This is a genomic window from Roseomonas indoligenes (assembly GCF_017813365.1).
GTDB lineage: Bacteria > Pseudomonadota > Alphaproteobacteria > Acetobacterales > Acetobacteraceae > Roseomonas > Roseomonas indoligenes.
In genome coordinates, this window is record NZ_JAGIZA010000003.1 from 82,293 (window position 1) to 92,341 (window position 10,049).

General features: G+C 67.9%; 17 protein-coding genes and 1 tRNA gene. 16 read left to right on the forward strand and 2 right to left on the reverse strand.

The window, feature by feature from the left end; translation table 11 throughout:
- Nucleotides 1-29 precede the first annotated feature (29 nt).
- The 15 genes from J5Y10_RS05425 to J5Y10_RS05495 all read left to right on the forward strand — a co-directional run bounded on the left by J5Y10_RS05425 (nucleotide 30) and on the right by J5Y10_RS05495 (nucleotide 7,696).
- Nucleotides 30-236: a hypothetical protein gene (locus J5Y10_RS05425; protein WP_209371612.1), complete on the forward strand. Its 207-nt coding sequence runs from the start codon at nucleotides 30-32 to the stop codon at nucleotides 234-236.
- Nucleotides 233-448, forward strand: a complete 216-nt coding sequence (locus J5Y10_RS05430; protein ID WP_209371613.1) for a hypothetical protein — start codon at nucleotides 233-235, stop codon at nucleotides 446-448. Before J5Y10_RS05425 ends, J5Y10_RS05430 begins: the two co-directional genes overlap by 4 nt.
- The gene (locus J5Y10_RS05435) at nucleotides 441-1,184 is read left to right on the forward strand and encodes a hypothetical protein (protein WP_209371615.1); all 744 of its coding nucleotides are present in this window, start codon (nucleotides 441-443) and stop codon (nucleotides 1,182-1,184) included. Before J5Y10_RS05430 ends, J5Y10_RS05435 begins: the two co-directional genes overlap by 8 nt.
- The gene (locus tag J5Y10_RS05440; protein WP_209371617.1) at nucleotides 1,181-1,399 is read left to right on the forward strand and encodes a hypothetical protein; all 219 of its coding nucleotides are present in this window, start codon (nucleotides 1,181-1,183) and stop codon (nucleotides 1,397-1,399) included. Before J5Y10_RS05435 ends, J5Y10_RS05440 begins: the two co-directional genes overlap by 4 nt.
- On the forward strand, nucleotides 1,396-1,701 hold the full coding sequence (locus J5Y10_RS05445) for a hypothetical protein (protein ID WP_209371619.1): 306 nt from the start codon (nucleotides 1,396-1,398) through the stop codon (nucleotides 1,699-1,701). The genes J5Y10_RS05440 and J5Y10_RS05445 overlap by 4 nt, the downstream gene beginning before the upstream one ends.
- Nucleotides 1,701-2,039 (forward strand): hypothetical protein, encoded by a 339-nt coding sequence (locus tag J5Y10_RS05450; RefSeq protein ID WP_209371622.1) that lies wholly within the window; start codon nucleotides 1,701-1,703, stop codon nucleotides 2,037-2,039. The genes J5Y10_RS05445 and J5Y10_RS05450 overlap by 1 nt, the downstream gene beginning before the upstream one ends.
- 1 nt (nucleotide 2,040) lies before the next feature.
- Entirely contained in the window at nucleotides 2,041-2,334 is a 294-nt protein-coding gene (locus J5Y10_RS05455; protein WP_209371624.1) for a DUF4326 domain-containing protein, read from the forward strand.
- Complete coding sequence (locus J5Y10_RS05460) at nucleotides 2,327-2,521, forward strand: hypothetical protein (protein ID WP_209371626.1); 195 nt, start codon at nucleotides 2,327-2,329, stop codon at nucleotides 2,519-2,521. Before J5Y10_RS05455 ends, J5Y10_RS05460 begins: the two co-directional genes overlap by 8 nt.
- On the forward strand, nucleotides 2,521-3,402 hold the full coding sequence (locus J5Y10_RS05465; RefSeq protein ID WP_209371628.1) for a PD-(D/E)XK nuclease-like domain-containing protein: 882 nt from the start codon (nucleotides 2,521-2,523) through the stop codon (nucleotides 3,400-3,402). Before J5Y10_RS05460 ends, J5Y10_RS05465 begins: the two co-directional genes overlap by 1 nt.
- Nucleotides 3,399-4,358, forward strand: a complete 960-nt coding sequence (locus J5Y10_RS05470) for an AAA family ATPase (RefSeq protein ID WP_209371630.1) — start codon at nucleotides 3,399-3,401, stop codon at nucleotides 4,356-4,358. Before J5Y10_RS05465 ends, J5Y10_RS05470 begins: the two co-directional genes overlap by 4 nt.
- Before the next feature lie 46 nt (nucleotides 4,359-4,404).
- A complete protein-coding gene (locus J5Y10_RS05475; RefSeq protein ID WP_209371632.1) occupies nucleotides 4,405-4,719 on the forward strand; it encodes a hypothetical protein in 315 nt (104 codons plus the stop codon).
- Between the two features lie 371 nt (nucleotides 4,720-5,090).
- Nucleotides 5,091-5,540, forward strand: coding sequence for a hypothetical protein (locus J5Y10_RS05480; protein WP_209371633.1), 450 nt, complete (start codon nucleotides 5,091-5,093; stop codon nucleotides 5,538-5,540).
- Nucleotides 5,541-5,807 carry a hypothetical protein gene (locus J5Y10_RS05485; protein WP_209371635.1) on the forward strand — a complete coding sequence of 89 codons (267 nt, stop codon included), beginning with the start codon at nucleotides 5,541-5,543 and terminating at the stop codon, nucleotides 5,805-5,807.
- A 223-nt stretch (nucleotides 5,808-6,030) separates the two neighbouring features.
- Nucleotides 6,031-6,201: a hypothetical protein gene (locus J5Y10_RS05490; RefSeq protein WP_209371637.1), complete on the forward strand. Its 171-nt coding sequence runs from the start codon at nucleotides 6,031-6,033 to the stop codon at nucleotides 6,199-6,201.
- A 613-nt stretch (nucleotides 6,202-6,814) separates the two neighbouring features.
- Nucleotides 6,815-7,696, forward strand: coding sequence for a tyrosine-type recombinase/integrase (locus J5Y10_RS05495; protein ID WP_342452848.1), 882 nt, complete (start codon nucleotides 6,815-6,817; stop codon nucleotides 7,694-7,696).
- Between the two features lie 20 nt (nucleotides 7,697-7,716).
- On the opposite strand, the gene J5Y10_RS05500 is transcribed toward J5Y10_RS05495, so the two are convergent.
- Nucleotides 7,717-7,809 (reverse strand) — tRNA-Ser (locus J5Y10_RS05500).
- A gap of 75 nt (nucleotides 7,810-7,884) precedes the next feature.
- Entirely contained in the window at nucleotides 7,885-8,514 is a 630-nt protein-coding gene (locus J5Y10_RS05505) for a glutathione S-transferase family protein (protein ID WP_209371640.1), read from the reverse strand.
- Between the two features lie 126 nt (nucleotides 8,515-8,640).
- Between J5Y10_RS05505 and J5Y10_RS05510 the strand changes: the two genes are divergently transcribed.
- Complete coding sequence (locus tag J5Y10_RS05510; protein WP_209371643.1) at nucleotides 8,641-10,008, forward strand: cytochrome P450; 1,368 nt, start codon at nucleotides 8,641-8,643, stop codon at nucleotides 10,006-10,008.
- The last annotated feature ends 41 nt before the right edge of the window (nucleotides 10,009-10,049 follow it).

The window sequence follows — 10,049 nt, forward strand, 5'->3', positions numbered from 1 at the left end:
TTTCTGCCGCTGCCGGGTGGGAGGGGGTGATGGCGCTGGTTATCCGCCGTCAATCTGACGAGAGCTGGCGCGCAGCCGTTGAGCGCATCGCCGGCAAGTATGGCTTGGCCGCCGAGTGCCTCGAAGTCTTCGATGACGAAATCGAGGATGGAGCGGACGAGGGGCGCGCGGCCTGGAACGCCCTCTACGAGTGGGACTGCCTCGCCTACGTGCCCGACCCGGAGGACGAGGAATGACCCGGTATCGCCCAACTGAGATGGAGTGCCGCTGCATGCTCTGTGGCGACCAGACCGTCATCCCGAACCTTTGGTTCGACACGGAGCCGCCCGACCGAAAGTGCGTCGAGGGCGCGCAGGTGGTGACGGACTGCCGGCAGGCCATGGAGCGCGCCGGGGCATCTGCCTGGCTGCTCAAGACCCTTGCACGCAAGGACCCCACCCATGTCTAACCCCACCCCGCCCCCCGCTGACCAGCCGGTTCGGCCCTCGCGCGAGGGGGTGACGGACACGATGTGCGAGGCCCTTGTTGACGCGCTGAAGCCTGACCGCATCCAAGGCTTTCAGTATGGCGACGAGCTGGTCATCCGCGATGTCTGGCTGCCTGACGGTAAGCAAGTTCTCTGGCGCGCACCAGCAGACCCACGCCCAGAAGGTGAGCGGTTCTCCCCCAGCGGCCCGCAGCACGACAAGATGATGCGGCGCTGCGAGATTGAGCGCGCTCGGCTCGGTCTTGCCGCCGCTCTTGCCGACCCGGACACCCCCGCTCCGTCGCTGGGCGAGGCGGCGATGCGACTGCGCGAGGAGTACGACGGCTTCAAAGAGCAAGCGGTCGCTCTAGCAAAGCTTCGGAACAACACGTCCACCTATGCATCTGGGTGGGACGATGGAGTTGTGTTTGGGTTGGATCGAGCGCTGGAGATCGTCTCCGGAGAGCACGGCACCGCCCTCTCCCGCCCCAGCCCTGTCGCGCACGAGGATGGGGAGGTGGGCCGGTTGAGGGATGTGGTCAGCCGCCTTCTAACCTGGGCCGACAAGAAGTGCCCTTGTGAGAACGAACAGCCGAACCCTTGCCCCTTGTGCGGCGCCTCGGTCGAGAACCTTGAGCCGTGCAAGGCCGCCGACCAGACACTCCCCCGCGACCTGCTTGCCGCAGCCCGTGCCGCCCTTCCCGGCTCCCCGTCATGACGGCGGTCAAAGTCTACCTCTTCAGTCGAGAGGCGGAGAACGCGCTGGTTGATCTGGCTGAGATGCTGGCGCCGGACGCCAAGATGACGCTGGTCGTCTACTTCGACGGCAAGCCCGAGCAGGACATCATCATCACGAACGGCAACCTGGGCGAGGTCGTGGCCGCAGTCGAGCGCCGCCGCACGGTCCCAGCCGATGGAGGCTCCCCGTCATGACGGCGCAGAGCGAGGGTGCGGGGGTGGTGAAGGGGCGCGGCGACGGGCTGAAGCTCGGCGACTACGTGACAGCGACCTGCCCTGGCGTTGACGGTCCGAGGCAGGGCGTCATCACGACGCTCAATGCCAACTGGATGATCCTTGAAGGACAGATCGGAACCTACGTCGCGAAGCGCAAAGGCGCGGTGCTGGTGCCAGACGTGAACCTCTGGGGCGATGCTTTGAAACACGTCCAGCAGGTCCGCGCCCTCCTCACCGGAGAACCCGCACGCGCCGCCCAGGTCCGCGGGGAGGAGGGGTGATGCCGATCCGAGCCTCTGAGCGCGCCCGCTACCCGAAGGACTGGCCGGCGATCAGCAAGCGGATCCGCGAACGCTCCGGCGGGCGCTGTGAGTTCGAGGCTGACGGCGCGCGCTGCGAGGCGCTGAACGGCCAGCCGCACCCGATCACCGGCAGCAAGGTCGTGCTGACCGTGGCCCACCTGGACCACACCCCGGAGAACTGCGCCGACGACAACCTGCTGGCGGGCTGCCAGCGCTGCCACCTCCGATACGACGCGGCGCACCACGCGGCTAACGCCGCCGCCTCTCGTCGCGCCGCCCTTCAAACCCGAGACCTGCTCGCCCAGGAGGACCGCTGACATGGAGACCCGCGCCCCCACCCGCGTCCAACTATCCCGCAAGAAGGGATGGAGGATGCCGGAGAACACGGTGAAGGTGGATCGCACCAGCCGTTGGGGGAACCCGTTCCGCGCCACAGGGCACACGCCGCAGCAGGTGGTGGATCACTACCGGCACTGGCTGGAGGTCAACCCCAGCGGCCGATGGGTGACGCAACTCGCCCGCACGGAACTACGCGGCCTCAACCTCGCCTGCTGGTGCAAGCCCGGCGCGCCCTGCCACGCCGATGTGCTGCTGGAGATTGCCAATGCCTGACATGGAGCCGACCACCCCCACCCGCGCCGATCGTATCCGGCAGGCCCTGGACGACGTGCTGATGCAGCTGACCACGAAGGACCATCGGCCGGCGGAGCAGATCGCGGAGGACATCATCTACCGGCTGAACGAGGCCAAGAGCAGACCGCTCGCCGCGGGCACCACCAGCGGGCAGGGCGGGGAGTGATGGCTGTGAAGATCGAGAACCCAGGCATCTACGACATGCCAGCGGCCGACTACCACGCGGACCCGTGCCCGGAGCCGAGCCTGTCCAGCGGCATCGCGAAGCTGCTGGTGCGGCGCTCGCCCCGCCACGCCCGACATGCCCACCCTCGCCTGGGCGGCGTCACGAGGACTGCCACGGAAGCCATGGACGCAGGTTCCATCCTCCACGGTCTGCTGCTGGGTGAGGGCGGCGACTACGTGGCTGTTGATGCCGATGACTGGCGCAGCAAGGCGGCAAAGGAGCAGCGGTCCGCCATTCGCGAGCAGGGCAAGATACCGGTCCTGGCCGATGAAATGGAGGCGCTGCACGAGGCGGCTGGCATCGCGGAAGCCGAGATGATGGACCGGCCCGACCTGCGCGCCTTCTTCAGCCCCGGCCGGTCGGAAGCGGTTCTGACCTGGCAGGATAGCGGCGTCTGGTGCCGCGCCATGGTGGATCGCCTGCCGTCCGAGGGTGGCATCTGGTTCGACCTGAAGACGACGGCGACCAGCGGTGCGCCAGAGGACTACCAGCGCACGATGATCCGAGATCACGCCTTCCAGGCAGCCTTCTATCTGCGCGGCGGCCGGGCGCTGGGCATGCGCCCCAAGGAGATGCGCTTTGTCGTGGTGGAGCGGCACCCGCCCTACGGCGTGTGCGTCATGGCCTGCGCGCCTTCCCTGCTGGCGATGGCCGAAGCCGAGGTGGAGCGCGCCATCCGGGCCTGGGGCGATTGCCTGCGGTCAGACCACTGGCCCGGCTACCTCACTCAAACCGCCTACGTCGAAGCGCCGGCCTGGATGATGGTCGCTGAAGATGAGCGCGAGCTGCGCGAAGAGATCATGAAGGAGAACGCCCTGTGAGCTTCACCGTCCGCCCGGCCGTCCGGGAGAAGATTGGCCTGCTGTTCGGCATCGCGGGGGCCAGCGGCTCCGGCAAGACCTTCTCGGCGCTCATGCTCGCCAAGGGCATCGCGAACGGCACCGGCAAGATCGCCGTCATCGACACTGAGGCCGGTCGCGCCCTGCACTACGCCCCGAAGCCTGGCGAGAAGGGCGACGGGATCCGCACCTTCGACTTCCTGCATATTGACTTCCCGCCCCCGTTCACGCCGGAACGCTACATTGAGGCAATCCGCGCCGCCGAGGGCGCCGGAGCCACGGTGATCGTTATCGACAGCATGTCGCATGAGTGGGATGGCGAGGGCGGCTGCGCCGACATGGCGGACGCGGACCCGTCCTGGAAGACGCCGAAGAAGCGCCACAAGCGTATGATGGCCCGGCTGATCCAGACCCGCACGCACCTGATCTTCTGCCTGCGCGCCCAGGAGAAAGTGAAGTTCGTCAAGAACCCGAAGACCGGCAAGAACGACATCGTGCCCATGGGCTTCATGCCCATTTGCGAGAAGTCCTTTATGTTCGAGCTCTCTGGCTCCATGACGATGCACCCGGAGAGCCCGGGCCAGCCCCGCTACGACCTGCCGCACAAGCTTAACGACGACCTGCGCGGCATCTTCGCGGAGGGCGACCGAGTTGGCCCTGATGCCGGCAAACGCCTTCGGCTGTGGGCCGAGAGCGGCGAGGATAGGCCGCCTGTGGACCGCGTGGCTGAGGGTGTGCGCGAGCTGATCGAGCGTATTCAGGATGCGGACAGCATGGCGGCTCTGGAGGCCATTACGGCGGATCCCGAGGTGATGAAGCGCCGCGAGTGGCTGGCACAAAAGCGCATCGACTTGGCTGCCCGCGTGACCGATGCCGTGAACGCGGCCCTTGATGCCCTGAACAGCGAGGAAGAGACCCGCCAGGAGGACGCAGCATGACCGAGGCGGATCGGGTGGTGAAGGCGCTGGGGATGGGAGAGGGGTGATGGGACGTATTACGATCGACGGGCGCACGTTCACGGGCCGCTCCGTCAGCATCATCAACGGCCGGGTGACGGTGGATGGCGTGCCTCAGGACGGCACCCTCTCGGGCGTAGTGGAAATTCGAGTTGTGGAGGGCGTGCTGGGCGAGTTGCGGACCGATGCCGCCGTGAACTGCGGAACGGTCCAGGGCAGCGTTCAAGCAGGCGGTTCCGTCAACTGCGATGACGTGGGCGGCAACGTAAGCGCGGGCGGCTCGGTAAATTGCGATGCCGTCCGGGGCTCGGTGAACGCTGGAGGAAGTGTCCGCCATGGCTAATCAGACCGCCCCGCACCCCCCGCCCGCCGAAGCCGTGATGGCGCGGGCGATTGAGAACGGGAACACCGCGCAGCACGGGCTGACCTGGGGCGACTGTCAAGCGCGGGCTCGGGCCGCCCTCACCGCCCTCCACGACGCCGGGTACGAGCTGACCCAGGGCTGGCAGCCGATCGAAGGCGCGCCAAGAGATGGTACGGAGGTTCTGCTCTGCTCCCCGCGTTGGAGAGGCGGCCCCCTTGTGGCCGCTGGCCGCTACCATGTCGAAGGAGCGCCGTTTGCTCATCTGAGCCAATGGCGCGACGCATTTGGAAGTTGGGTAGAGCCGACACACTGGAAGCCCCTCGGCCCACTTCCCAACCCGGAGGCCCGCGATGCCGAGTGAGAAGGGCTGGGAGGGGGTGGTGGGGGTGCCGGCGGGGGCATTCCGCTTCGCCTCCGAGCATGGATGCATGCTGGCATCCCTGTCGCGCGACGGCGTGGCGCAGTTTCACTGGACAGCAATCGAGCAAGCCGCCGCCATGGAAATGAGGGGGCCGGCGGACGCCACGGCGATTGCCATGGCCAAACTGTTGCTCGCGGCCCGAGAACAGGAGCGCACCCAAGTCGCCGCCCGGCTCGCGGAGGCTCGGAAGGCGGCGCTGGAGGAGGCGGCGGTGCGGGTGGAGGGAATGCGCGACTGGCATTCCGAGAAGAAGGACGCAGCCGAACGGATGGACCTGCACGAGCCGTATCTGCGCTACCACCAGCGGATCGTAGCGTTTGAAGACGCCATTGACGCCATCCGCCAGCGAGGCCGCGCCGATCAGCAGGGGGAGGGGTAGATGGGAAAGATCGACCCCAGCGCGCCACTGTCCAAGCACACGATGCGCTTCGTATCGGCATACCTGCGCATCGGCGCCGACCGATCCGAGCGGGAGGCGATGGTCTTGAGGCATAATGCGGCGGGCCTCACGGACCCGTCCGCCACTCTTCGTCACGCCCGCAAAGAGGAGGGCAAGGCTGCGCGGCTACGGAGCGGATCCGACTACTTCCGGCGCCTCGCGACCACCACGCGCCCGCCGGCCAGCGAGGGAGGGGAGGCGAAGTGAGAACGAACCCTGAGACGATAGCCGCGCTCGTCGCCAAGGCGCCAAACGGTCTGCAGCCCTTCATCCTCATTGCCGCCGCCAGGAAGTTCGGCATGACGCCCGGTGAGGCCCGTCGAGCCGTGCAAACCGCCCTCGATAAAGGGCTGGTGCACTTTGGCCCACGAATGGAGCTTCAGCCCGGCTCTCTGTGGACCACCCCCGCGCCCGTGGTGGAGGGGGAGCCATGAGCGATCCGCGAGAGGTGCGGAAGGCCGCGATGGAAGATGCCGCCAAGATCTGCGACAGCATGGTGAAGACCATCCTCTTCATCCATCCGGAGAAGGAGAAGGATCCGGCGGTTGTCTACCTGCGCGCGGCAGCCCAGACGATCCGTGAGGTGGCCGGCTATGCCTGACCTCACCCTCAACGACCTAACCCGCGAGCAGCAGCACGCACTGCGCGAGTGGCCGTCTGGGTGGGACCGGTGCGCCACAGAGGAGGAGATGGAGAAGCAGTTCGGACGCGGTTCCGGTCTGTTGGTCCGGTCTGGGGCCGAAAGGCACGGCCTCTACACCTTCAAGCTATCCCGATTGGGGCGGTTCCTCTGGGGGCTGGAACGAGGGTCGTTTGCGATCAGGGCTGCCGATGCCTGAAGGCTCCCTCCCTCCCCGCGTCCGTGCCGAATGGGTGGCTGAGCAGACCACCCTCTCCGTCCGAAAGGTACAGGAGCTGGCCGCCGCCGGCCGCCTGGAAGGCGCTGCCAAGCTGAGCGGCGTCTGGACCTTCGACCCCATTAAGATCCGCGAGTGGATCGCGGCTGAGGAACGCAAAGCATGGCGAGGACGCCTCGCAACCTATACCTCCGCGGAGACACGTGGTGGGGTCGGACCAAGATTGCCGGCCAGCAGTACCGATGCAGCCTACGAACGTCTGATCCGCGGGAAGCGGCGCGCCTCTTCAAGGCTTGGCGGAAGCGCCTCGTCCGCGAGACCCTAGGAGACCCGGACGCGCCGACCTTCAAGGAGGCGGTGCTCCGCTGGGCCAAGGAGGTTCTGCCCGGCGCCGTGAAGCCCGCCGTCGCCACACGCTACCTCGCCAGCATCGGGCAGCTCGACGCGATCTTCGGCGCCCTCCGCATGGACCAGATCACGCCGCAGACCGTGGCGGCCTATGTGAGCGCCAGGACCGGCAAGGTGACGAACGCCACCATTCGGCGCGACCTGACGGCCCTCTCCCGTCTCATGGCGGCCTGCGTGTCCTGGGGCTGGCGTACGGACAACCCGGCCAGCGCCTACGACCGGTCCATGGTCCGGGAGAAGCGGGACCCCATCACCCTGCCCGGGGACCGGGAGTGGCATCTTCTGCTGGCGGAAGCGCCGGAGGAGATAAGGCGGATCCTGCGCCTGCTGGACGCGACGGGGTTCCGGAGCAAGGAGGGGGAAGACCTGCGCGGTGAGCAGGTGGACAAGGCCCGGGGGCAGATCACCCTCAGCATCACCAAGACGATGCGGCGCCGGGTGGTGAACTGGCGCACCCCTGGCGGCGACGCCACGCCCCTGCTGGCCGACGCTCCGCGGACGGGCCGGCTGTTCCGGGCCTACCCGAACTTCTCATCCAACGTCGGCCAGGTCATGCGCCGCATTGAGCGTCAGGAGCAGAAGGCGGGGCGGGAATTCCGGCGGTTCCGGGTCCATGACCTCCGGCATCGTTTCGCCGTCCGGTGGCTCAAGGAGGGCGGCAACATCTACAGCCTGTCCAATCACCTGGGGCACACATCGGTGAAGACCACCGAGATCTACCTCGATCACCTCACGGAACAAGAACGGGGGGTGGCACAAAAAGGGACACAGACGGCGCCTGAACGTGTCGAATCCCCCAGCGCCAAGGGCGATCTGGAGGATGCAGATTAGCTAGGAAATGCGGGAGTAAATGGCGGAGGGGATGGGATTCGAACCCACGATAGGACTTGACATCCTATAACGGTTTAGCAAACCGCCGCCTTCGGCCACTCGGCCACCCCTCCGCAGGAGTGGAAGTCAACACGGCGTTGCAGGCGCCGCTTCTAGCCGGCCCCTGCCCCGCCGTCAAACCTCCCCGATCAGGAAAGTGCCACCTCGAAGCCGCGCTTCACCCCGGGGCGGGCCATCATCCGCTCGTACCAGGCCGCCACGTTGGGCAGGTCGTCGAAGGGCACCTGGTGCCGCTCATGCCGCCAGGCCCATCCGATGATCGCGAAATCGGCCACGCTCGGTTCCCCCTCGGTCGCGACGAATTCACGGCCCGCGAGCCTTTTCTCCAGCACGCCGTAGAGCCGCCGCGTCTCCTTGCCGTAGCGCGCCAGACCGTAGTCCTTCGCAGGCCCGTCCGGCTGCATCAGGAAGTGGTGCACCTGCCCGGGCATCGGCCCGAAGCCGCCCATCTGCCACATCAGCCACTCCAGCACCGGCACCCGCGCGCGCAGGTCCACCGGCAGGAACCGACCGTTCTTCTCGCCGAGATAGAGCAGGATGGCTCCCGACTCGAAGATGCTCATCGGGCTTCCGCCCGGCCCCTCGTCGTCCACGATGGCCGGGATCCGGTTATTCGGGCTGATCGCCAGGAACTCCGGCCGGAACTGCTCATCCTTGCCGATGTTCACGGTCTTCACCGTATAGGGCAGCCCCATCTCCTCCAGCGCCACGCTGATCTTTCGCCCGTTCGGCGTGTTCCAGGTGTGCAGCGTGATCATCCGCGCTCTCCATCCATCCCCCCGCAGGGCAGATGCCGCGGGCGCGGCAGCATCGCCCCGTGCCACCGCGATGAGAAGCCGCCCGGCCTGGAACCCGGGCCCGGCCGGGACGATATCCCCGGTGCCATGCCGGACATCCATCAGCCCGATCTCGCACGCCTCACGCCGCCGGAGGCGCCTCTCGGCAGCCTCGCACTTCTCCGGGCCATTATCCGCAATCCGCTGGAGGCCCTGCCGCGCGAAGCCTTTGAGAGCGCCCTGACACGCCGCACCCTGCTGGGCCGGGAACGCGTTTTCGTCACCGGCCCGGACCTCATTCAGACCGTCCTGCTGACGGAGGCCGACGCCTTCGTGAAGTCGGACGCCATGCGCCGCGCCCTCTCCCCCGCGCTGGGCGACGGCATCCTCACGGCGGACGGGGAGCGCTGGCGGTGGCAGCGCCGGGCCGTCGCCCCGATCTTCCGCCCGGACCGGGTGAACGGCTTCCTGCGTCCCATGCTGGACGCGGCGGCCGCAACACGGGACCGCTGGCTCGCCCTCCCCCCGGGCAGCACGGTGGAACTGGGCCACGAGATGATGCGGACCACCTTCGACATCATCGTGGAAACCATGCTCTCCGGCCACGGCGCCATCGACGTCGCCCGGGTGGAGCGCGGGATCACCGACTACCTGGCGAGCACGGGCTGGTCGATTGCGCTCGCCATGGCCCGTGCTCCAGGCTGGACCCCCTATCCCGGCCAGCGCCGCGCCGCCCGCGCCCGGGACTACCTGCGCGGCGAGCTGCTTCGCCTGGTGGAGGAGCGCCGCCGCCTCGGCTCGGAGCGCGACGACCTCATTGCCTCCCTCCTCGCCGCGCGAGACCCGGAAACGGGGCAGGCGATGGATGACCGGGACATCGCCGACAACCTCCTCACCTTCATCACCGCCGGGCACGAAACCACCGCCCTCGCCCTCACCTGGGCCTTCTATCTCCTCGCCAGGCACCCGGAGGAGGAGGAGCGCCTGCTGGCCGAAATCGCCTCCGCTGCTGGAAGCAGCCCGTTGCAGCCGTCGCAGGTCTCCGCCCTCACCCGCACCCGGCAGGCGGTGCAGGAGGTCCTGCGCCTCTACCCGCCCGCCCCCATCATCGCCCGCACCACCACCCGCGCCGTCCAGTTGGGCGAGGAGCGGGTGGAGGCCGGCGCGAACGTCCTTCTCCCCGTCGTCGCCACGCATCGCCTTCCCGATCTCTGGCCCGACCCGGACCGCTTCGATCCCTCGCGCTTCGACCCGGCGCCGGCGAAGGCCCGCCACCGCTACGCCTGGCTCCCCTTCGGCGGCGGCCCACGCATCTGCATCGGCCTCGGCTTTGCGCTGGAGGAAGCGACGGCGATCCTCGCCACCCTCCTCCCGGCCCTGCGGCTGCGGCCGGACCCGGCCTTCGATCCCGGGCTCCAGATGCGCATCACCTTGCGCCCCGCGCGCGGCATGCCAATGCGGGTGGAACGGCGCTGAACCGGACCGGGCGGAACCGCGCCTGAATTCCTCGCCAGCAC

Coding starts and splice junctions, on each gene's coding strand:
- J5Y10_RS05430 (WP_209371613.1), top strand. CDS start 233: ATGACCCGGTATCGCCCAACTGAGATGGAGTGCCGCTGCATGCTCTGT.
- J5Y10_RS05485 (WP_209371635.1), top strand. CDS start 5,541: ATGGGAAAGATCGACCCCAGCGCGCCACTGTCCAAGCACACGATGCGC.
- J5Y10_RS05455 (WP_209371624.1), top strand. CDS start 2,041: ATGGAGACCCGCGCCCCCACCCGCGTCCAACTATCCCGCAAGAAGGGA.
- J5Y10_RS05475 (WP_209371632.1), top strand. CDS start 4,405: ATGGGACGTATTACGATCGACGGGCGCACGTTCACGGGCCGCTCCGTC.
- J5Y10_RS05510 (WP_209371643.1), top strand. CDS start 8,641: ATGCCGGACATCCATCAGCCCGATCTCGCACGCCTCACGCCGCCGGAG.
- J5Y10_RS05450 (WP_209371622.1), top strand. CDS start 1,701: ATGCCGATCCGAGCCTCTGAGCGCGCCCGCTACCCGAAGGACTGGCCG.
- J5Y10_RS05435 (WP_209371615.1), top strand. CDS start 441: ATGTCTAACCCCACCCCGCCCCCCGCTGACCAGCCGGTTCGGCCCTCG.
- J5Y10_RS05480 (WP_209371633.1), top strand. CDS start 5,091: ATGCCGAGTGAGAAGGGCTGGGAGGGGGTGGTGGGGGTGCCGGCGGGG.
- J5Y10_RS05440 (WP_209371617.1), top strand. CDS start 1,181: ATGACGGCGGTCAAAGTCTACCTCTTCAGTCGAGAGGCGGAGAACGCG.
- J5Y10_RS05490 (WP_209371637.1), top strand. CDS start 6,031: ATGAGCGATCCGCGAGAGGTGCGGAAGGCCGCGATGGAAGATGCCGCC.
- J5Y10_RS05460 (WP_209371626.1), top strand. CDS start 2,327: ATGCCTGACATGGAGCCGACCACCCCCACCCGCGCCGATCGTATCCGG.
- J5Y10_RS05425 (WP_209371612.1), top strand. CDS start 30: ATGGCGCTGGTTATCCGCCGTCAATCTGACGAGAGCTGGCGCGCAGCC.
- J5Y10_RS05445 (WP_209371619.1), top strand. CDS start 1,396: ATGACGGCGCAGAGCGAGGGTGCGGGGGTGGTGAAGGGGCGCGGCGAC.
- J5Y10_RS05505 (WP_209371640.1), bottom strand. CDS start 8,514: ATGATCACGCTGCACACCTGGAACACGCCGAACGGGCGAAAGATCAGC.
- J5Y10_RS05465 (WP_209371628.1), top strand. CDS start 2,521: ATGGCTGTGAAGATCGAGAACCCAGGCATCTACGACATGCCAGCGGCC.